21 protein-coding genes are annotated in these 21033 nt (G+C 66.0%); 14 read left to right on the plus strand and 7 right to left on the minus strand.

The genetic code is table 11. From position 1 onward, the window contains the following. Positions 1-31: 31 nt before the first annotated feature. On the plus strand, positions 32-508 hold the full coding sequence (queF, locus tag BBTA_RS20895; RefSeq protein WP_012044504.1) for a preQ(1) synthase: 477 nt from the start codon (positions 32-34) through the stop codon (positions 506-508). 9 nt (positions 509-517) lie between these two features. Here queF and BBTA_RS20900 read toward each other — a convergent pair whose 3' ends face one another. From BBTA_RS20900 to secG, 5 genes are all read right to left on the minus strand, one after another. Beyond that, on the minus strand, positions 518-1726 hold the full coding sequence (locus BBTA_RS20900) for an MFS transporter (protein ID WP_012044505.1): 1209 nt from the start codon (positions 1724-1726) through the stop codon (positions 518-520). Then, complete coding sequence (gene kdsA, locus BBTA_RS20905) at positions 1726-2586, minus strand: 3-deoxy-8-phosphooctulonate synthase (protein WP_012044506.1); 861 nt, start codon at positions 2584-2586, stop codon at positions 1726-1728. Before kdsA ends, BBTA_RS20900 begins: the two co-directional genes overlap by 1 nt. A gap of 133 nt (positions 2587-2719) precedes the next feature. Then, positions 2720-3046, minus strand: coding sequence for an NIPSNAP family protein (locus BBTA_RS20910; RefSeq protein ID WP_012044507.1), 327 nt, complete (start codon positions 3044-3046; stop codon positions 2720-2722). Positions 3047-3242: 196 nt separating this feature from the next. Then, positions 3243-4874 carry a CTP synthase gene (locus BBTA_RS20915; RefSeq protein WP_012044508.1) on the minus strand — a complete coding sequence of 544 codons (1632 nt, stop codon included), beginning with the start codon at positions 4872-4874 and terminating at the stop codon, positions 3243-3245. 167 nt (positions 4875-5041) lie between these two features. Beyond that, positions 5042-5425 carry a preprotein translocase subunit SecG gene (gene secG / locus BBTA_RS20920; protein WP_012044509.1) on the minus strand — a complete coding sequence of 128 codons (384 nt, stop codon included), beginning with the start codon at positions 5423-5425 and terminating at the stop codon, positions 5042-5044. A gap of 209 nt (positions 5426-5634) precedes the next feature. Here secG and BBTA_RS20925 point away from each other — a divergent pair, with 209 nt between their 5' ends. Further along, positions 5635-6201: an XRE family transcriptional regulator gene (locus BBTA_RS20925; RefSeq protein ID WP_012044510.1), complete on the plus strand. Its 567-nt coding sequence runs from the start codon at positions 5635-5637 to the stop codon at positions 6199-6201. A gap of 2 nt (positions 6202-6203) precedes the next feature. Further along, a complete protein-coding gene (locus BBTA_RS20930; RefSeq protein WP_012044511.1) occupies positions 6204-6731 on the plus strand; it encodes a GNAT family N-acetyltransferase in 528 nt (175 codons plus the stop codon). A gap of 36 nt (positions 6732-6767) precedes the next feature. Here the strand turns inward: BBTA_RS20930 and tpiA are convergent, their stop codons facing one another. Beyond that, on the minus strand, positions 6768-7523 hold the full coding sequence (gene tpiA / locus BBTA_RS20935; protein WP_012044512.1) for a triose-phosphate isomerase: 756 nt from the start codon (positions 7521-7523) through the stop codon (positions 6768-6770). A 223-nt stretch (positions 7524-7746) separates the two neighbouring features. Here tpiA and BBTA_RS20940 point away from each other — a divergent pair, with 223 nt between their 5' ends. From BBTA_RS20940 to BBTA_RS20960, 5 genes are all read left to right on the plus strand, one after another. Further along, positions 7747-9657: a peptidylprolyl isomerase gene (locus BBTA_RS20940; RefSeq protein ID WP_012044513.1), complete on the plus strand. Its 1911-nt coding sequence runs from the start codon at positions 7747-7749 to the stop codon at positions 9655-9657. 19 nt (positions 9658-9676) lie between these two features. Beyond that, positions 9677-10690, plus strand: a complete 1014-nt coding sequence (gene trpD, locus BBTA_RS20945) for an anthranilate phosphoribosyltransferase (RefSeq protein ID WP_012044514.1) — start codon at positions 9677-9679, stop codon at positions 10688-10690. 16 nt (positions 10691-10706) lie between these two features. Then, positions 10707-11525, plus strand: a complete 819-nt coding sequence (gene trpC, locus BBTA_RS20950) for an indole-3-glycerol phosphate synthase TrpC (RefSeq protein ID WP_012044515.1) — start codon at positions 10707-10709, stop codon at positions 11523-11525. Positions 11526-11527: 2 nt separating this feature from the next. Then, positions 11528-12019 carry a cyclic pyranopterin monophosphate synthase MoaC gene (gene moaC / locus BBTA_RS20955; RefSeq protein WP_012044516.1) on the plus strand — a complete coding sequence of 164 codons (492 nt, stop codon included), beginning with the start codon at positions 11528-11530 and terminating at the stop codon, positions 12017-12019. Positions 12020-12167: 148 nt separating this feature from the next. Further along, the gene (locus tag BBTA_RS20960; protein ID WP_012044517.1) at positions 12168-14891 is read left to right on the plus strand and encodes an EAL domain-containing protein; all 2724 of its coding nucleotides are present in this window, start codon (positions 12168-12170) and stop codon (positions 14889-14891) included. A 266-nt stretch (positions 14892-15157) separates the two neighbouring features. On the opposite strand, the gene BBTA_RS20965 is transcribed toward BBTA_RS20960, so the two are convergent. Then, positions 15158-16492, minus strand: a complete 1335-nt coding sequence (locus BBTA_RS20965; protein WP_012044518.1) for a S41 family peptidase — start codon at positions 16490-16492, stop codon at positions 15158-15160. Between the two features lie 439 nt (positions 16493-16931). Here BBTA_RS20965 and BBTA_RS20970 point away from each other — a divergent pair, with 439 nt between their 5' ends. The 6 genes from BBTA_RS20970 to BBTA_RS20990 all read left to right on the plus strand — a co-directional run bounded on the left by BBTA_RS20970 (position 16932) and on the right by BBTA_RS20990 (position 20913). After that, positions 16932-18068, plus strand: coding sequence for an alpha-hydroxy acid oxidase (locus BBTA_RS20970; protein WP_012044519.1), 1137 nt, complete (start codon positions 16932-16934; stop codon positions 18066-18068). A gap of 42 nt (positions 18069-18110) precedes the next feature. Further along, the gene (locus BBTA_RS20975; RefSeq protein WP_012044520.1) at positions 18111-18740 is read left to right on the plus strand and encodes an HAD family phosphatase; all 630 of its coding nucleotides are present in this window, start codon (positions 18111-18113) and stop codon (positions 18738-18740) included. A gap of 186 nt (positions 18741-18926) precedes the next feature. Further along, positions 18927-19514 (plus strand): hypothetical protein, encoded by a 588-nt coding sequence (locus BBTA_RS20980; RefSeq protein WP_371260137.1) that lies wholly within the window; start codon positions 18927-18929, stop codon positions 19512-19514. Then, a complete protein-coding gene (locus tag BBTA_RS41845; RefSeq protein WP_371260138.1) occupies positions 19511-19678 on the plus strand; it encodes a hypothetical protein in 168 nt (55 codons plus the stop codon). Before BBTA_RS20980 ends, BBTA_RS41845 begins: the two co-directional genes overlap by 4 nt. Before the next feature lie 45 nt (positions 19679-19723). After that, entirely contained in the window at positions 19724-20104 is a 381-nt protein-coding gene (locus BBTA_RS20985) for a TfoX/Sxy family protein (protein ID WP_012044521.1), read from the plus strand. Beyond that, entirely contained in the window at positions 20101-20913 is an 813-nt protein-coding gene (locus BBTA_RS20990) for an alpha/beta fold hydrolase (protein ID WP_012044522.1), read from the plus strand. Before BBTA_RS20985 ends, BBTA_RS20990 begins: the two co-directional genes overlap by 4 nt. The last annotated feature ends 120 nt before the right edge of the window (positions 20914-21033 follow it).

Here is a 21033-nt window from a genome sequence, read left to right on the forward strand (position 1 = left end):
GACCACCCCAACCTCATCCGTGACCCGAGACATGGCAAAAAGATCCATCAAATCCGAGACATCACCCGAGCTCCAGCTGGGCCGGCCGGTCACCGCGCCGGACAGTCCGGAGACGGCCAGGCTCGATCGCGTGCCCAATCCGCAGAAGGATACGGATTATCTGGCCCGCTTCACGGTGCCGGAGTTCACCTCGCTGTGTCCGGTCACCGGCCAGCCGGACTTCGCCCATCTGGTGATCGACTATGCGCCGGGCCCATGGCTGGTCGAATCCAAGTCGCTAAAGCTCTATCTGGCGAGCTTCCGCAACCATGGCGCGTTCCACGAGGACTGCACCGTGGCGATCGGCAAGCGCCTGGCCACCGAGCTCAAGCCGAAATGGCTCCGCATCGGCGGCTATTGGTACCCCCGCGGCGGCATCCCGATCGACGTGTTCTGGCAGACCGGCAAGCTGCCGAAGGGCCTGTGGGTGCCGGACCAGGGCGTGGCACCGTATCGCGGACGGGGGTGAAGGCGCCTGTCAGGCACTGGCATCCGCCGGCGGCCGCTGTCGCAGCAATGCGGCGCAGGCGAAGCCGAGCCCGACCATCATGATGGCGGCGATGATCAAGGTCGATTGTTTGCCGCCATGGGCCAGACCGAAGCCATAGGCGATCGGGCCGACCGTCTGGCCCATGAAGAAGAAGAACGAGTGCAGCGACATCGCGGTGGCGCGCGCCTCGATCGACAGCTCGCTGGCGAACACCTGCAGGCAGCCGTGGATCATGTAGAAGCCCCAGCCCATCATCAGCATGCAGGCGAATTGCAGCTTCCAGCCGGGACCGAAGGCGAGCGCGGCGAGCTGCAGGGCGACGAGGCTCGCGCCCACGATCATCATGCCCTTGACGCCGAGCCGCGGCAGGAAGTTCGACACCGTCGCCGTGTAGAACAGTCCGCCGACCGCAAAGCCCGCGATGACGATGCCTGCGATCGAGAGCGAGGTCTCGCCGAGATCGAACAGCAGCGCGGCGATGAACGGAAACAGCCCGAACACGCAGCAGCCCTCGACGAACACGGCCGAGTAGCAGAACCGCGTATTCGGGTTGGAGAAGATGGTACGGTAGCCCTTGCGCAGCGATGCGAGATCGGTGGTCGAGGTGTGCGTGACGCTGGCGCCGCGAAAGCCGGCGGCGACCGCGAAGGAGGCGATCAGCCCGAGCGCGCCGAGAATGGCGAGCACGCCGCGCCAGCCGATGAAATCGCCGATGATCCCCGATGCCGTGGCGCCGAGCAGGTTGCCGGCCATCGAGCCCGCGAGCGTGCGGCCGATCGCGACCTGGCGCTTGTCGGGCGCGACGAGATCGCTGGTCAGGCCGAGCGCGACCGGAAACACGCCGCCCGAGGCGATGCCGGCGAGAATGCGGGTGGCGAACAGCAGCGGAAACGAGGTGGCGAGCGCGCCCAGGATGCTGGCGACACCGAGCAGCGCCAGGCACAAGGTCATCAGCCGCGCTTTGCCGAACAGGTCGGCGGCTGCGCCGATCGCGGGCTGGATCAAGGCATAGATCAGCGCATAGCCGGCGGCGATGCCGGCCGCGGTGGCGATGCTGATCGCAAAATCCTCGGCGACATGCGGCAGCACGGGGTCGAGCGCCCGCGTCGACAGCGCCGCCGAGAAGCCGGCCAGCGCAATGATGTTGACCGCTGGCGGAAAGCGCTGCTCGGTGGGCTTGGCGACGGCCTGGTGCATCAGCGCGTGTCGGTCGCCGGTGCCTTGGCCAGCTTATCGAACGCCATCAACCTGCGCAGCAGACCTTCGAATTCCGCCAGCGGCACCATGTTCGGCCCGTCAGAGGGCGCATGATCCGGATCGGGATGGGTCTCGATGAAGACGCCGGCCACACCGACGGCGACTGCGGCGCGCGCCAGCACCGGCACGAATTCGCGCTGGCCGCCCGAGGACGTCCCCTGCCCGCCCGGCTGCTGCACCGAATGCGTGGCATCGAAGATGACGGGGGCGCCGGTCGTGCGCGCCATGATCGGCAGCGAGCGCATGTCCGAGATCAGCGTGTTGTAGCCGAACGAGACGCCGCGCTCGGTCGCGAGCACGTTGGGATTGCCGGCGCCGGTGATCTTGGCCACGACGTTCGCCATGTCCCACGGCGCCAGAAACTGGCCCTTCTTGACGTTGACGACCTTGCCGGTCGCAGCCGCCGCGAGCAGCAGGTCGGTCTGCCGGCACAGGAACGCCGGGATCTGCAGGACGTCGACGGCCTGCGCCACTTCGGCACATTGGCTTGCGTCGTGAATGTCGGTCAGCACCGGAAGACCGAGGGACGACCGGATCTCGGCGAAGATCGGCAGCGACTGCGCAAGGCCAAGCCCGCGCGCGGCGGAGCCGCTGGTGCGGTTGGCCTTGTCGAACGAGGTCTTGTACACGAGGCCGATATTCAGCCGCGTCGCGATCTCCTTCAGCGCCGAGGCGACCTCGAGCGCGTGGCCGCGGCTCTCGAGCTGACAGGGCCCCGCAATGACGGCGAGCGGCAGGTCGTTGCCGAAGCGCACCGAGCCTGCGGTCACGATGGCAGCGGCAGTGGCGGCTGTGGTCATGGTCACGATCCCCTCGGGTTGCGCCGGACCATGCCCAGCATTGTCCGGAGGATCAAGGCATTCGCACCGGCGCATCGCAGGGTTGCGCCGCGACCGTCTCCTGCCCGATCGCAGCACGCTCCGACCGATACCGTCACTTCACGGTCGAGAACGCGGTCGGCACCAGGATCTGGCTGACGATGTTGGCGACGATCTGCCCGTCGGCCTCGGTCTTGGCGCGGGCCTCGATCCATTCGGGGTCGGTCTGGAACGCCGTCCACTTGGTCTCGCGCTCGGCGAGCGATTCCCAGGCCAGATAATAGGTCAGCTCCTGGTTCGATTCGCCGATCAACGTCGTGAAGAACCCCGCCGGCCTGATGCCGTGCTTCTCGAACATCTTGAGCGTGATCGTCTCGAACCGCTTGAGCAGCGCCGGCAGGCGCCCAGGCACGCAGCGATAGACGCGGCTTTCATAGATCATTGGAGGTCCTCCCTGATGTCGTTGTCGAAGATCAGGAAGCGTTGTCGCAACAATCGCCGCGGCCGTCAAAGGCCGCGTTGCGCGCCCCGGCCGTCATTGCGAGCGGAGCGCGGAGCGAAGCAATCCAGAGTCGCGGGCGGGACTCTGGATTGCTTCGTCGCTGGCGCTCCTCGCAATGACGCTCGAGGCAGGCTCGTCACACCAGCCGCGACTGCACCACCGCCGCCTGAATGAACGACGCGAACAGCGGATGCGGCTCGAACGGCCGCGACTTCAGCTCGGGGTGGAACTGGACGCCGATGAACCAGGGATGATCAGCATATTCCACGATCTCCGGCAGCACGCCGTCCGGCGACAGGCCGGAGAATTTCAGGCCGTGCTGCTCGAGCCGATCCTTGTAGGCGGTGTTGACCTCGTAGCGGTGGCGATGGCGCTCGGAGATCTCGGTGGCGCCGCCATAGACCTCGGAGACGCGGCTGCCGCGCTTGAGCATCGCCGGATAGGCGCCGAGCCGCATCGTGCCGCCAAGATCGCCGCTCTGCGAGCGCCGCTCCAGCTCGTTGCCGCGCAGCCATTCGGTCATCAGGCCGACCAGCGGCTCCTTGGTCGGACCGAACTCGGTCGAATTCGCCTCGGTGATTCCGACCAGATTGCGCGCGGCCTCGATCACCGCCATCTGCATGCCGAAGCAGATGCCGAAATACGGCACGTCGCGTTCGCGTGCGAACTGCGCCGCGCGGATCTTGCCCTCGGCGCCGCGCTGGCCGAAGCCGCCGGGGACCAGGATGCCGTTGACGTGCTCCAGGAACGGCGCCGGGTCTTCGTTCTCGAACACCTCGCTCTCGATCCAGTCGAGCTTGACGCGCACCTTGTTGGCAATGCCGCCATGCGACAGCGCCTCGATCAGCGATTTGTAGGCGTCCTTCATGCCGGTGTATTTGCCGACGATCGCGATCGTCACATCACCTTCGGGATTGCGGACGCGCTCATTGATCGTGTGCCAGCTCGCCAGCGCCGGCGGCACCCGCGGCTCGATGCCGAACGCGGCCAGCACCTCGTCATCGAGACCGGCGGCGTGGTAGGCCTCCGGCACGGCGTAGATGTTGTCGACGTCGCGCGCCTCGATGACGGCGCTTTCGCGAACGTTGCAGAACAGGCCGAGCTTGCGCCGCTCCTCCTTCGGGATCTCGCGGTCCGTGCGGCACAGCAGGATATCCGGCTGGATGCCGATCGAGCGCAGTTCCTTCACCGAATGCTGCGTCGGCTTGGTCTTCAATTCGCCGGCGCTCGGGATGTAGGGCAGCAGCGTGAGATGGATGTAGATCGCATGGTCGCGCGGCAGCTCGTTCTTGAGCTGGCGGATCGCCTCGAAGAACGGCAGGCCCTCGATGTCGCCGACGGTGCCGCCGATCTCGACCAGCACGAAATCGTACTCGTCATTACCCGACAGCACGAAATCCTTGATCGCGTTGGTGACGTGCGGGACGACCTGGATGGTCGCGCCGAGATAGTCGCCGCGGCGTTCCTTGGTCAGGATGTCCTGGTAGATCCGGCCCGTGGTGATGTTGTCGGCCTTGGTCGCCGGCCGGCCGGTGAAACGTTCATAATGGCCGAGATCGAGATCGGTCTCGGCGCCGTCATCCGTCACGAATACTTCGCCGTGCTGATACGGCGACATCGTGCCTGGATCGAGGTTGAGATAGGGGTCGAGCTTGCGAAGCCGGACCTTGTAGCCGCGGGCCTGCAGCAGCGCGCCTAACGCGGCTGAAGCCAGACCCTTTCCGAGCGAGGAAACCACGCCGCCGGTGATGAAGATATACCGCGCCATGGGACCCTACCTTTAATGCCGCGCGCTCGATTCGCCAAAACGAATCACCTGCAGCCCGCAACGTGGTCGCGGGCCTGTGGGTTACGTCAAAATATGAATGGTCTCAGCGAGTTGAGACCGTCTCATCATGCAGAAAGGCCAACCGCCTGCTGCATGGCTTCCCCGCATTATTGCGATTGCGGGGCCTGCGGCGCCGATGGTGCCGCCGGGCTCTGCTGCTCGTCCGCCTTCTTGAGCTGGTCGAGAACGCCGCCGCCGGTCGGCGCCACCGGAGTGGCCCCGCCTGACTGGGTCTGCCCGGGCACGTTGCCGAGGATCGAGGTGGGCTTGCGATCGTAGCCTGCCAGCCAGGTCAGCAGCAGGCTGGTGACGAAGAAGCCGACGGCCAGCACTGCGGTGGTCCGGGTGAGCAGGTTCGCCGTGCCCCGGCTCGACATGAAGCCGGCACCGCCGCCCATGCCGAGGCCACCGCCTTCGGACTTCTGCAACAGCACCGCGCCGATCAGGACGGCGACGATCATGAGATGAATGACGATAAAGACAGTCTGCATGGTGACCTTCCGTCACAAGCACTCGCAGGCCCCGACCGCGGGCCGGGATCGCGAGAGCTTCGCGGGCTATTCGGAAATTTGCGCGGTGTTACACGATCATGCCGGGCAACGCCACCCCTGCAGATCATCGCAGGCACGCTTCTCACAAGCACCAAGCCAGCCCTGAGCCGGCTGTTGCCTCGATCAAGAATTTCTATTATTAGAGACGAATGGATCAATTAATAGACGATTTCAGCACCAGGCTCGCCCGCCGCATTCTGCTGGAGCGCGAGAGCCGCGGCTGGTCGCTGGCCGACCTTGCCGACCAGTCCGGCGTGTCCAAGGCGACGATCAGCAAGATCGAGCGGGCCGAGGTCAGCCCCACCGCCGTCATCCTCGTCAAGCTGGCGAGTGCCTTCGATCTCACCTTGGCCGGCCTGATGTTGCGCGCGGAGGCCCGGGCCGAGCGCCTGTCGAGAGCCGACGACCGGCCGGTCTGGCGCGATCCCGACACCGGCTATCTGAGGCGACAGATCTTCCTGCGGCCGGACCACCCGATTGAGCTCGTCACCGTCGAGATGCCCGCAAAGGCAAGCCTGACGCTGCCAGCCTCCTCCTACATCCATATCCGCCAGCTCGTCTGGGTGCAGAGCGGGCGACTGACGATCACGGAAGGCACTGAGCGCCATGTGCTCGGGCCGGGCGACTGCCTCGGCTTCGGGCCGCCGATCGACACCACCTTCGCCAACGAGACCGACGCGCCTTGCGTCTATGTGGTCGCCCTCGCCCGGAGCTGACAATGCCGCCGATTCGAATCGCAGCGCTTTCCGACACCCCCGCGATCCGGGCCGCCTTGAGCGGCATGCTGATCGAAACCGTCGCCCATGGCGGCTCGGTCAGCTTCATGCATCCGCTGGCCGAGCACGAGGCCAACGAGTTCTGGCAGAGTTCGCTTGCCGCCGCTGCGCGCGGCGAACGCATCGTTCTCGGCGCCTTCGACGGTGACGATGTGGTTGCGACCGTGACATTGCAGCTGAAGCTGCCACCGAACCAGCCCCACCGCGCCGAGATCGCCAAGATGATGACGCGTGTCAGCCACCGCAAGCGCGGCATCGCCGCCGCGCTGCTGCGGGCCGCCGAAAGCCTCGCCCGCCGGCATGGCCGCTCGATGCTCGTCCTCGACACCGCCGTCGATGGCGGTGCCTCGCAGCTCTATGAGGGCCTGGGTTTCCAACTCACCGGGATCATTCCGGATTATGCCCTGAAGCCGCATGGCGGCCTCACCGGCACCAAGATCTACTGGAAGCGCGTCGCGCCAACGGAGTGAATGCGGCGCGTTCGCGCAATCTCGGCAGATTGCCGCTCAACATCCTTTCGCAATTGCGAGAAAATCCGCCGCCTTGAGGCTGGCGCCGCCGACCAGGGCGCCATTCACATTCGCGACCGCCATCAGCTCGGCCGCATTGGACGGCTTCACCGAACCGCCATAGAGGATGCGCATCCGCGCCCCCTCGCCGTTGAAGCGCTCGATCAGCAGCGTCCTGATAAATGCATGGATTTGCTCGACATCCTTTGCGGTCGGGGTCAGGCCGGTGCCGATCGCCCAAACCGGCTCATAGGCCACGGTCAGATTGGCCGCCGTGGAGCCTTGCGGCAGGCTGAGGTTCAGCTGGCCGCGCAGGATGTCCAGGGTCTGACCGGCGTCGCGCTGCTGCTGGGTCTCGCCGACGCAGACGATCGCAACCAGGCCGGCGCGCCAGACGGCTTCCGTCTTCTGGTGCACCACAACATCGCTCTCACCATGATCGGCGCGACGTTCGGAGTGGCCGACGATGATCGCACTGGCGCCGGCATCAGCCAGCATCTCGGCTGAAAGGTCGCCGGTATGGGCCCCCGATGCCTTGGCGTGGCAATCCTGCGCGCCGACGGCCACAGCCCTCGTGCCACGCGCTTTGTCGGCAAAGCCGGCCAGCAAGGTTGCCGGCGGACACACCAGGAGATCGGCCTTGCCGGTGACTTCGGCGGCGCCCGCCAGCATCGCCTCGAACTCGGCGGTGGAGGCCTTCAGGCCGTTCATTTTCCAGTTGCCGGCGATCAGCGGCCGGATGTGGTCGGTCATGGCAGGATTCCAGCAAGCGTTGGTGACAGGGATCGGCTAGCAGAGCCGTTCGAGCAGTACCAGAGCGCGGCCGGCCTTCCCACCGCTTCAATCCGCCTCAGGCCCGAGGTTGCGACCCGGCGGCGGCGTCTTTATAAGCCGTTTCAACTCGGTGACGCCCTTTCGCGGATTCTGCTCTAAGGCGCGGCCCCTTCATCCTTTTTCCTGCAGACAGACTGGACCCATGCTTCGAGGATTACGCAAGGCCTCATCAAACTGGCTCGGCAAGACCATCATGGCGGTGGTCATGGGCGTTTTGATCGTCAGTTTCGGCATCTGGGGCATCGCCGATATCTTCCGCGGCTTCGGACAATCGACGGCTGCCACGGTGGGCCGGACTGAGATCTCGATCAACGAGTTCCGGCAGATCTATACCGATCGGCTGCAGCAGATTGGCCGCCAGCTCGGCCGTCCCCTGACGCAGGAGCAGGCCCGCATGTTCGGGCTCGACCGCACCGTGCTGCAGCAGACGATCGCAGAAGCAGCGCTTGACGAGGACGCGCGCCGTCTCGGGCTCGGCCAGTCCGATGCCGAGACGATGCGCGTGATTCTCAGCGATCCGAACTTCAAGGGCCCGAACGGCGCCTTCGATCCGCAGCGCTTCCAGGCCATCATCCGCAATTTCGGCTTCACCGAGCAGCGCTATCTGGCGGACCAGCGCCGGGTCTCGCTGCGGCGGCAGATCACGGGCACGATCGCGGCTGGCCTCGAGCCGCCGAACACGATGCTGGACGCACTGAGCCGCTTCCAGAACGAGCAGCGCTCGATCGACTATCTCAAGCTCGATGCGGCGCAGGCCGGCCCGATCGATGCGCCCTCGCCGGAGGTGCTTGCCTCCTATTTCGATGAGCACAAGGCGCAGTTCAAGGCGCCGGAATATCGCAAGATCTCGTTCGTTCTGGTGACCCCGGAAGACATCGGCAAATGGACCGATGTCTCGGATGAGGATGCCAGGAAGCTGTTCGACCAGCGCAAGGCGCAAATGGGCACGCCGGAGAAGCGCCAGGTGCAGCAGATGACCTTCCCGACCATGGAGGAGGCGCAGGCGGCGCGCGCGCGCATCGCTTCAGGTGAGGTCAGCTTCGACGAGCTCGCCAAGGAGCGCAACCTCAACCCCGCCGACCTCGATCTCGGACTGGTGACGAAAACGGCCATCCTCGACCCTGCCGTTGCCGACATGGCGTTCTCGCTGCCGACCGGTGAGGTCAGCCAGCCGGTCAAGGGAGCGTTCAACGTGGCGCTCGTCAAGGTCAGCGCGATCCAGCCCGGCCAGCAGCCGGCCTATGAGAGCGTCGCGACCGACATCAAGAAGGAGATCGCTGCCGACCGCGCCAAGTCGCAGGTGGCCAATCTTCGCGACAAGATGGAAGACGAGCGCGGCGGCGGCGCCAGCGTGGCCGAGGCTGCCAAGAAGCTGGGCCTCAACGCCATCACGGTCGAGGCGGTCGACCGGTCCGGCAAGCAGCCCGACGGCCAGCCGGTGCCGAACATCCCGCTCGGCCTCGACGTCGTTGCGCAGGCCTTCAACAGCGATGTCGGCGTCGACAACGAGCCGATCTCGTTCCGTGGCGGCTATGTCTGGTACGAGGTGCTCGGCATTACCCCGCCGCGCGACCGCAGCCTCGACGAGGTGAAGGATCAGGTCGCCGCCAAATGGCGCGATGACGAGGTCGCGGCCAAGCTGCGCGCCAAGGCCACCGATCTCGTCAAGAAGCTCAACGAAGGCGGCAAGCTCGCCGATGAGGCGGCCATGCTCGGCGTAAAGGTCGAAACCGCCAGCGCGTTCAAGCGCGATGCGACTGTGCCCGGCGTGCCGGCCGGCGCTATCGTCGCCGCGTTCCGGACGGCCAAGGACGGCGTCGGCCAAACCGAAGCCGAGGGTGGCCGGCAATGGATCGTCTTTCGCGTCACCGATATCACCGAGCCGAAGGTCGATCTCGCCTCCGAGGACATTAAGAAGCTGAAGGACCAGCTGCAACGGGCGCTGGCCGACGAGCAAGGCACGGCCTATGTCATGAAGCTCGAGAAGGACATCGGGACGACGATCAACGAGGCCGCCGTCGCACAGGTGGTCGGCGGCGGCAACAACCAGTAACGGACGGCTGAGTGAGGCGATGAACGATCTCAAGTCCATCATCGGCAAGGTCGCGACCGGCGCGCCCTTGTCGCGCGAGGAGGCCGCATCCGCCTTCGACAGCATGATGTCCGGCGAAGCAACGCCGTCGCAGATGGGCGCGCTGCTGATGGCGTTGCGCGTGCGCGGCGAGACGGTGGAGGAGATCACCGGCGCGGTCAGCGTGATGCGGGCCAAGATGCTGCGGGTCGATGCGCCCGCCGGCGCAGTCGACATCGTCGGCACCGGCGGTGACGGTTCGGGCTCGGTCAACGTCTCGACCTGCGCGGCCTTCATCGTCGCGGGCGCCGGGATCCCGGTCGCCAAGCACGGCAATCGCGCTTTGTCCTCGCGGTCGGGCGCGGCCGACGTGCTCGCCGCGCTCGGCGTCAAGATCGATCTCAAGCCCGATCAGGTCGGGCGCTGCGTCCAGGAGGCCGGCATCGGCTTCATGTTCGCGCCGGCGCATCATCCGGCGATGAAGAATGTCGGCCCGACCCGCGTCGAGCTCGCGACCCGCACCATCTTCAATCTGCTGGGCCCGTTGTCGAATCCCGCAGGCGTCAAACACCAGATGGTCGGTGTGTTCTCGCGGCAATGGGTGGAGCCGCTGGCGCAGGTCTTGAAGAATCTCGGCTCGAAGGCGGCCTGGGTCGTGCACGGCTCCGACGGGCTCGACGAGATCACGTTGACCGGCCCGACCTTCGTCGCCGCGCTCGAGCACGGTCAGATCAGGACATTCGAGGTCACCCCCGAGCAGGCCGGGCTTGGCCTGTGCGGCAGCGACGGGCTCAAGGGCGGTGACGCGGCGGCCAATGCCGTGGCGCTGCAGAGCGTCCTGGACGGGATGCCGAGCCCCTATCGCGACGTCGCCCTGCTGAATGCGGCGGCGGCGCTGGTCGTCGCCGGCCGAGCCAAGACGCTTGCGGAAGGCGTTGCAATCGGCCGCGACGCGCTCGACAGCGGCGCGGCGGCGGCGCGGCTGAAGCACCTGATCGCGGTCTCCAACAGCTGATCTTTCGGAGCGCGCCATGTCGGATATCCTGGCCAAGATCGAAGCCTATAAGCGCGAGGAGATCGCCGCTGCCAAGCGCGCCTGTCCCCTCGCGGAGCTCGAGGCCCGCGCGCGCGACGCTTCGCCTCCCCGCGGATTTGTGGCCGCCATCCGCAACAAGCATGCGAACGGCGACTATGCGCTGATCGCGGAGGTGAAGAAGGCGTCGCCGTCGAAGGGGCTGATCCGCGCCGATTTCGACCCGCCCGTTCTCGCCAGGGCCTATCAGGCCGGCGGCGCCGCCTGCCTCTCTGTGCTGACCGATACGCCATCCTTCCAGGGGCATCTGGAGTTCATGGTGGCGGCGCGATCCGCGACCACCCTGCCCGTGTTGCGCAAGGACTTCTTGTTCGACACCTACCAGGTGGCCGAGGCGCGTGCGCATGGCGCAGACTGCATCCTGATCATCATGGCGGCGCTGGATGACGCAGCTGCCGCCGATATCGAGGCCGCGGCGCTCGACAGCGGCATGGATGTGCTGATCGAAATCCATGATCGCGACGAGCTCGACCGCGCGCTCAAGCTGCGCTCGCCGATGATCGGCATCAACAACCGCAACCTGCGCACCTTCGAGACCACGCTGGCGACCTCCGAGGCGCTCGCGCCGCTGGTGCCCAAGGAGCGTCTGCTCGTCGGCGAGAGCGGCATCTTCACCCCAGCCGATCTCACCCGTCTGGCGCGCGTCGACATCCAGACCTTCCTGGTCGGCGAAAGCCTGATGCGCCAGGCTGACGTGACCGCCGCGACGCGCGCGCTGCTGGCGCGCGACGCCAGCCCCGCAAGCGCGGCCGAGTGATCATGGCCGATACGCCGGACAAGCCGTCCCTCACCCATATCGATGCCCGCGGCGAAGCCCGCATGGTCGACGTCTCGGACAAGCCCGCGACGGAGCGGACCGCGACCGCCGAGGGCCGCGTTGTCATGAGCGCCGCGACGCTGGAGCTGATCATGTCCGGCAACGCCAAGAAGGGCGACGTGCTCGGCACCGCCCGGATCGCCGGCATCATGGCCGCGAAGCGGACCTCGGACCTCATTCCGTTGTGCCACCCGCTGGCCCTCTCGAAGGTCACGGTCGACATCACCCCTGATGCCGCCCTGCCCGGCTGCCTGGTGAGCGCGACCGTGAAGGTCACCGGACCCACCGGCGTCGAGATGGAGGCGCTGACCGCCGTCTCCGTCGCCTGTCTCACCATCTATGATATGATCAAGGCTGCCGAGCGCGGCGTCCGCATCGAAGGCATTCGCTTGACCGAGAAACTCGGCGGCAAGTCCGGACACTATCGCGCCTGACGGTGCCTGGGTGCCGAATACAACCGTAAATTAACCCATCGCTAACTCAACTTCCTAACCTGACCTGCACGGCGGTCCCTGTAGCCATGGTGGTGGGAGGGATACATTGCACGTCCGTCCCTCACGCCCTTGCAGCGTAACGGGACCGATGACGACAAACGCCAGTTCGGGGAGTTCCATCAGAGCCACGGCCGATCACGGGGGGCCGATCCGCTGGCTCATCGGTGGTGGTCTGACACTGATCGCAGCCATTGCGATCGGCGCCACCATCATGGCCGACAGCTTTCGGGAACGTGCGCTGAACAGCGCAACGCGCGAATTGGAGAACACCGTCCTGCTGCTGGCGCGCCATTTCGACCAGCAGATGGAAGATCTCGGCGCGATCCAGCGCGACCTCGCCGATTACGTCCGGCAGAGGCACATCGACACGGCCGCCCGCTTCAGAGAGCAGATGGGGAGCGCGCCCGTCAACGCCATGCTGCAAAGCAAGCTGAGCGCGGTGTCCTATGTCGGCGGCGTCAGCATCTTCGATTCCGAAGGCAACCTGATCAATTCCGCAACGTCATGGCCGGTGCCGGCGATCAATGTCGCCGATCGCGGTTATTTCCAGCGGCTGAAGTTCGATCCCGCATCGCCGCAACTGCTGATCGAACCGGTCGTGAGCCGGGTCACTGGCACGCATGTCGCCGTCATCGCGCTGAAGCTGACCGCGCCCAACGGCGAGTTCCTCGGCGTCATCGCCCGCAGTCTCGAGCCCGTCAATGTCGAGCGCTTCTTCGCGTCCGTCGCCCTCGGGCCTGAAGCCGCGATCTCGATGATGCATCGCGATGGGACATTGCTGGCGCGGCACCCCCGCCACGAGGGGATGCTGAACCAGAACTACAAAGATGCGCCGATCTTCCGGCAGATCCTGGCCGGCGACGGCAATACGACCGGCATCTTCAGCAGCCCCGTCGACCGCGAACACAGGATCGGCGCATCGCATCGCCTGACGAGCTATCCGCTGATCGTGACCGCGACGACGACGGTCTCGGCGGCGCTCGCCGATTGGCGCGAGCAGATGCGTTTCCTGATCGGCGTGGGCGTCACGTCGGTGCTGCTGATCGCCGGGATGCTCTATGTGGTGGTGCGCCGACTGATCAGCGACCACGAAGCATCGAACCAGCGATTGACGCTGGAGAAGGAACGGCTCGACAAGGCGGTCAACAACATGACCCAGGGTCTTCTGATGTTCGACGCATCGGAGCGCCTCGTCATCAGCAATCAGCGCTACATCGAGATGTACGGCCTCTCCGCCGACGTCGTGAAGCCCGGCTGCACGTTCCGCGAGCTGATCGCGCACCGCAAGGCCACCGGCTCCTTCATTGGCGACGAGGCCGAATATGTCGCAACTATTCTGCGCGACATCGGGCGCAAGAAGTCCCATTTGATCGAGACGCCGGACGGCCGCTCCATCGAGATCGTCAACGAACCGCTCGCCGACGGCGGCTGGCTCGCCACCCATGAGGACATCACCGAGCGCCGCAAGGCCGAGCAGCGGATCACCCATCTTGCGCATTATGATGCGCTGACGGAGCTGCCAAACCGGACCCTTTTCCACGAGAGGCTGAAGCAGGAGCTGATCCACGTCTCCGCGGGACAGCGGCTCGCGCTGCATTACATCGACATCGACGAGTTCAAGGGCGTCAACGATTCACTCGGCCACCTGATCGGCGACGAGCTCCTGAAGTCGGTCGCCGCCAGCCTGAGCACCTGCGTCGGCGAGGCCGGCTTCGTCGCCCGGCTCGGCGGCGACGAATTCGCGGTCGTCCAGACGGGGATCCGCAACCGCGGCGATGTCGAGCAACTGATCGAGGACATTCTCGCCGCGATCCGCGCGCCGCGCGATTGTCTCGGCCATCAACTCACGGCCGACGCCTCGATCGGCGTCGCGCTGATCCCGGAACACGGCACCGAGCTCGACCAGATCATGAAGAACGCCGATCTGGCGATGTACGCCGCCAAGGGCGCGGGCCGCCGCACCTGGCGCTTCTTCGAGCCGGAGATGGATGCGCAGGTCAAGGCCCGCCATCAGCTCGAGGTCGACCTGCGCCAGGCGATGGTCGACGATCAGCTCGAAGTCTACTATCAGCCCTGCGTGAGCCTGCAGGATGACCGTATCGTCGGCTGCGAGGCGCTGGTGCGCTGGAAACATCCGGTGCGCGGCAACGTCTCGCCCGCCGAGTTCATTCCGATTGCCGAGGACACCGGACTCATCAACCAGCTCGGCGAACGCGTTCTCCACCTCGCCTGCGCCGAGGCCGCGACCTGGCCGGACGACATCCGGCTCGCCGTCAACGTTTCGCCGGTGCAGTTCAAGAGCGGAACCCTGGCGCTCAAGGTCGCCCATGCACTGGCAACGTCGGGCCTGTCACCACACCGGCTGGAGCTCGAAATCACCGAGGCCGTGCTGATCCGCGACGATGATGCGCTCGACACCCTGCACCAGCTGCGCGCGCTCGGCGTGCGCATTGCGCTCGACGATTTCGGCACCGGCTATTCCAGCCTGAGCTATCTGCAGCGGATCCCGTTCGACAAGATCAAGATCGACCGCTGCTTCGTCAAGGATATCACCGAGTCCGAAGGCTCGGCGAGCATCGTCCAGGCCGTGGTCAACATCGCCGCGATCCGCAAGATGTCGACAACAGCGGAAGGCGTCGAGACCGAGGCGCAGCGTCAGGTGCTGAAGCGGCTCGGCTGCTCGGAGATGCAGGGCTATCTGTTCAGCCCGCCGAAGCCCGCGGCCGACGTACGGAGCCTATTCAAGGCGCAGCGTCCCCCTAGCCGCGCCGATAGCACCAAGCGCCGGCGGCCGCGTTCCGATGCCGCGTGACCGCGGCCAGTTCCGAACCGATAAATACCGTTGCAATTTGAGCGTTTTCCGCAAGCCAAATTCAAACCCTGTCGACCGATCGAAACGCCGGCCGCTTGCCATCCCGCTCGGTGCCATGATCTATCTGAAACAGACGGACATACTCCGTGTCCGCCTGTACACGCTGGTCGAAAACCACGGCGGGACGGCTTCATAGCCGCCCCGTCGGGTGTGAGCATCTGGCCGCCGATAGGGCAGCCGCGCAGCCCTCCGAAACACCGGTCAGATCAATTCGGCACCGCTGCCTTGGCGCGAACGTCGGCATTCACTGTGACGCCGCGCAGCACGTTGAAGGCCGCGTGCAGCGCCTTGTCGTCCTTCTCATCCGGCGGAACGTAGGATTGCGAACCTGTCTGCTCGGTGCCGTCGGCCGCCGAGAGATGCCCGCGCATCGACGCTTCGCCCTTGATGTCGGTGCGATCCTTCAGATCATCCGGCACGTCCTGCTTGACCTCGATGTCGGGCGCGATGCCCTGCGCCTGGATCGAGCGGCCCGACGGCGTGTAATAGCGCGCGGTGGTCAGGGCGAGCGCGCCGTTGCCGGCCCCGAGCGGAATGATCGTCTGCACCGAGCCCTTGCCGAATGACCGCGTGCCCACCAGCGTCGCGCGCTTGTGATCATGCAGCGCGCCCGCGACGATCTCCGAGGCCGAGGCCGATCCGCCGTTGATCAGAACCACCAGCGGCTTGCCCTTGGTGAGATCGCCGCCGCGCGCCGTGAAGCGCTGCGTCTCTTCCGGATTGCGCCCGCGCGTCGACACCACTTCGCCACGCGGCAGGAACGTGCTGGACACCGACACCGCCTGGTCGAGCAGGCCGCCCGGATTGTTGCGCAGGTCGACGACATAGCCGGCGAGCTTGTCCTGCGGAATGTCCTTCGAGATGCTGGTGATCGCCTTGCGCAGGCTCTCGGTGGTCTGCTCGTTGAACGAGGTGATGCGGATATAGCCGATATCGCCGCCCTCGGTGTGATAACGCACCGGGCGGACACGGATGATCTCCCGCGTCAGCGTCACGTCGAGCGGCGCGTCCTTGCCCTTGCGCATGATGGTGAGCTTGGTCTTGGTGTTGACGCCGCCCTTCATCTTGGCAACGGCCTGTTCGAGCGTCAGCCCCTGGACCGCTTCGCCATCGATCTTGGCAATCAGGTCACCCGAGAGAATGCCAGCCTTCGAGGCCGGCGTATCGTCGATCGGAGCGACCACCTTGACGAGCCCATCCTCCATCGTGACCTCGATACCGAGGCCGCCGAACTCACCGGATGTCGTTTCCTGCATGTCGCGCCAGGACTTGTCGTTCATGTAGCGCGAATGCGGATCGAGCGATGACACCATGCCATTGATCGCCCCCTCGATGAGGGCGGGATCATCGGGCTTTTCGACGTAGTCGGCACGAACGCGCTCGAACACCGCGCCGAACAGGTTGAGCTGCGAATAGGTGTCGGCCATGCCGGCCGCGGCCTTGGCCCGTGCGATCAGTTGCGCACCGTCGGGTCCGCTGACCAGCAAGGTCAGTCCGACACCGGTCAGCGTGCCCGCCAGGAACAGCCAGTTCTTCCGCATTGTCTTTGCTTCCCGCGCTCGTTTGTCGGCCGACCAAATCACCTAGGTTACAAACGACCGGCCGGGGTGATCAGACCACGAACTCACACCACATTTCCGGTTTCTTCAAGGCCGATATTGCAGCGCCATGTCGAGATTCCGGATCCACCGGACGCAGCACTGCGCCTGCCGCCCAGATGGACTTTCACCGGGCAATGTTCAACCCTCGCGCCGGTCCTGCGCGCCGGTCTTGGAGGTCGAGCCGCCGCCCACCCCGGCCTTTTACGGTCACCGCGCGATCACAACTTGCGGAGCCAAAGCCTCGCTGCGAATCACGCCGGGGGCGCGCGCCAGCAGGCTCCGGGCCGCGGTGGTCCGCCAGTTCGGAATGGCTTGCGCATCGCGGGTCCAATCGGCGATGCTTGCCGGCAAATCAGAACAGGGGCCGGGAGGCTGGGGCATGAATCAACAAACTCCGATCGAGGCGGCGTGGCGGAATGTCGAGCTCGGCGCCAGCGACGAAAAGTTCCAGAACCTGCACGAGTTCATCACGAAGGCGCGGATTCAGCTCAACCAGAACGCCTGGGACTACATCATCGGGGGGGCGGAGACCGAAACCACGCTGCGCCGAAACCGAATGGCGCTCGACGAGATCGCGTTTCGTCCGCGTGTGCTGCGCGACGTGTCCAAGGTCGACGCCTCGGTCGAGAGATTCGGGCGCAGGATGCGCCTGCCGCTGGTGATGGCCCCTGTCGGCGCGCTGGAGATCTTCGATCCCGCCGGCGCGGCCGCGGTTGCCCGCGGCGCGGGACGGTTCGGGGCGGCGCACATGCTGAGTTCTGTCTCCGAGCCTGGGCTGGAGAGGACCGCCGAGGCTGCGCCGGACGCGCTGCGCATCTTCCAGCTCTATGTGCGCGGCGATGACGCCTTCGTCGAGGATTATGTCAGCCGTGCCGTCGCCAACAGCTACACGGCGTTCTGCCTGACCGTCGACACCGCCCATTACAGCCGGCGCGAGCGCGACATCGCCAAGCGCTATGTGCGCGAGAGCCGGCTGCGCGCCACGGGCGGCGACCACCAGAAGGCGCTGAGCTGGCACACCGTCAAGCTGATCAAGGACAAGTTCAAGCTGCCGCTGATCATCAAGGGCATCGCAACCGCGGAGGACGCCCATATCGCGGTCGATCACGGCGTCGATTGGATCTACGTGTCCAACCATGGCGGCCGTCAGCTCGATCATGGGCGCGGCGCCATGCATGTGCTGCCTGAGATCGTCGCTGCCGTAAACGGCCGCGCCAAGATCATGGTCGATGGCGGCTTCTGCCGCGGCACCGACATCGTCAAGGCGATCGCCTGCGGCGCTGACCTGGTCGGGGTCGGGCGGCTGCAATGCTGGGCGCTGGCTGCCGCCGGCGAGGACGGCATTGTGCGCATGCTGGAGCTCCTGGAGGATGAGGTGATCCGCACGCTTGGCCTGCTGGGCCTTGCCTCCTTCGCGGAGCTCAACACCTCCTACCTTCATCCGGCGACCGCACCTCATCCGCCGAGCGTGTTCAGCGCGTTTCCTCTGGTCGACATCGCGCCATACCGCTATTGAGAGGCTGTCGCGGTCTACCGCCAGGGAACGCCATCTCGTCACATGCTCTCCTCCGATCTTCGCCCCGGCGCGGTCGACGCGCTGCTGTTCGATCTCGGCCGGGTCGTGATCGACATCGATTTCGTGCAGGTCGTGTCGCGCTGGGCCAGCCATGCTGGCCGCGCGCCGGAGGATCTCGCCGCGCGCTTTGTGCGCGACGAGATCTATCACGGGCATGAGCGCGGCACCGTCTCCGATGCTGCCTTCTTCGCCAATCTGCGCCGGCAGCTCGGCATCGACATCACCGACGATCAATTTCTCGAGGGCTGGAACGCGATCTTTGTCGGCCCGATGCCCGGCATCGCCCCCCTGCTCGTCCGCGCGGCGGACAGACTGCCGCTCTACGCCTTCTCCAACACCAACCAGCCGCATATCGAGCACTTCTCATCGCGCTACGCCGATCTGCTCGGTCATTTCCGCGAGATCTTTCTGTCGTCGTCGATCGGCCTGCGCAAGCCGGACGCCGCGGCCTATCAGCACGTGGTGCAGGCGATTGGAATCCGGGCCGAGCGCATCCTGTTCTTCGACGATCTCGCTGAGAACATCGAGGGCGCCCGTGCCAGCGGGCTGCAGGCGGTGCTGGTGCGCTCGACGGAGGACATCGCCGCGGCCCTGCAGGCGTTGGGGATCTGATCGCGTCGGCCCCTCATGTCTGACCAGATCCCCGCGCGCCGATCGGCCCGCAGCCGCTCCGCCTGCAAAGAGGAAACCGGCGGCAGTCACCACAGGTCCGGCCGACATCCGCGCGATCGCTGGCCACCCAGGCCCGAACCGCCTAAGCTCGCGACAGCCTCACCAACGCAGCCTCCTGGAGCGCGAATGGATCTCGAGATCATCTCCCTCGGCGATCGGCCCGACCTGATTCCCCGCGTGTTCTCGCCCGAGCTCGACGGCGTCTGGCCCGACTTCATGCGGCAGGATCGGACGGCGATGCTGTACTACAGCGAGGCCGCGTTCGCGCATTATGCCGACGGCGCCTTAGCCGCGCTTGCTGGCGACGAGGTGGTCGGGCGCGCCTTTGCCGTTCCCTTCGCGTTCGGAGCTGAGGGCCGCAGCGAGCTTCTGGATGCGGGCTGGGACGAGGTGATCCGCTGGGGTCACGAGGACCGCATGCTGGAGCGGCGACCGACAACGATGAGCGCGCTGGAGATCGCGCTGCTGCCGAAGGCACGCGCGTACCCGGCAGCTCGCGCGCGATGCTCGCGGCGCTCAAGGACTGCGCACGCGCGAAAGGTTTCGCCGAATTGTACGCGCCGGTGCGACCGAACCAGAAACATCAGCTGCCGCGGATGCCGATGCGGGACTATCTGCAGCAGCGCCGCCCCGATGGTCTGCTCGCGGATTCCTGGCTGCGCACGCACCTCGCCATCGGCGGCGAGATCATCAAGATCGCGCCATGCTCGATGACCATCGTCGGCACCCTCGCCGAGTGGACGCAATGGACCGGCGTGACGTTCGACCGCTCCGGCGAGGTCGAGCTGCCCAACGCGCTGGTGCCCGTAACCGCGTCAGTCGCGCATGATTACGCCGTCTATGTCGAGCCGAATGTCTGGGTCCGGCATGTGGTATGATGGCGTACGCACAAGCATCCCGCCGATCAGGGCAGAGGCTCACGCATGGTTGCGACGCCGGACTATGTCGAATTCCTGCGCGAGCAATTCGCGCCGCTCGGCTCCATCACGCTCAGGCGCATGTTCGGCAAGACGGGTATCTTCCATGACGGCGCGATGCTCGGCATGGTCGCTGACAACACGCTGTATCTGCGGGTCGACGATGACAATCGTGCCATGTTCGCTGAAGCACAATCGCATCCGCCGCTGAACTATCGCAAGAAGGGCGTCGCGATCGACCTCGCCTTCTGGCGCATTCCCGACCGGCTCTTCGATGAGCCCGACGAATTCATCAGCTGGAGTCGTGCGGCGTTGGCGGCGGCGCGTCGAGCCGCGGCGAAGCGGAAAAAATCTCCCCGAATGGTTTGGCAAGAGAAACAAGCATGATGTCGAGCACCATCTGGATCCATTCGGGCCGCGCGCAGCTTGCCGCCGAGCTCGCGGGTCACGGCGACCCCGTGGTGTTCCTGCATGCCGCCGTGTTCGACCGCACGATGTGGCGGGCGCAGCTCGATGCTGTCGCGGCAACGCATCTGGCGATTGCCTATGACCGGCGCGGCTTCGGCGAGACGCGGACGGAGACGGAAGATCATTCGCCGGTTGCCGACCTGCTTGCCGTGCTCGATGCGTTGGCGCCGGGCCGGCCGGCGACGCTCGTCGCGTGCTCGCAAGGCGGCCGCATCGCGCTCGATTTCGCGCTTCTGCATCCGTCGCGCCTCCGCGCGCTGGTGCTGATCGCGCCGTCGGTCAGCGGAGCGCCGGAGCCGGTCTATCCACCGCCGATCGAACCGCTGCTCACCCGGCTTGCCGCGGCCGAGGCTGCGCGCGACTGGGACCGGGTCAGCGCGATCAAGGTCCACCTCTGGCTTGATGGACCGCTGCAGCGGGAGGGCCGCATCACCGGCGAGCTGCGCGCGAGCTTTCTGCAGAAGAACCTGGCGGCACTGCGCGCGCCGGCGGCCGGCGCCAACCTCGACACGGCACCCGCCTTCCCGTGCCTCGCCGAGATCACCGCGCCGTCACGCATCATCTGGGGCGGGTTCGACTTTCCTCACATCCAGGAGCGAAGCCGCCTGATCGCGGCCACATTGCCGAACGGCTCGGGCTGCGCGATCGCCGAAGCGGCGCATCTGCCGAGCCTGGAGCGGCCGCAGGAGGTCACCCGCCTGATCACGGACTTTCTCGCGTGCTTGTGAGATCGCTGCCGAGGCAGGCCCCGCGGACTGATGCGAACTTGGCGCGCGGCTTAGACCTTGGCCGGGCCGTGTGCGTTCGGTTAGAAGGCGAGACTTTCGAGTCGTCCTCCCGTCTCCGTC

The sequence above is a fragment of the Bradyrhizobium sp. BTAi1 genome (assembly GCF_000015165.1).
Lineage (GTDB): Bacteria > Pseudomonadota > Alphaproteobacteria > Rhizobiales > Xanthobacteraceae > Bradyrhizobium > Bradyrhizobium denitrificans.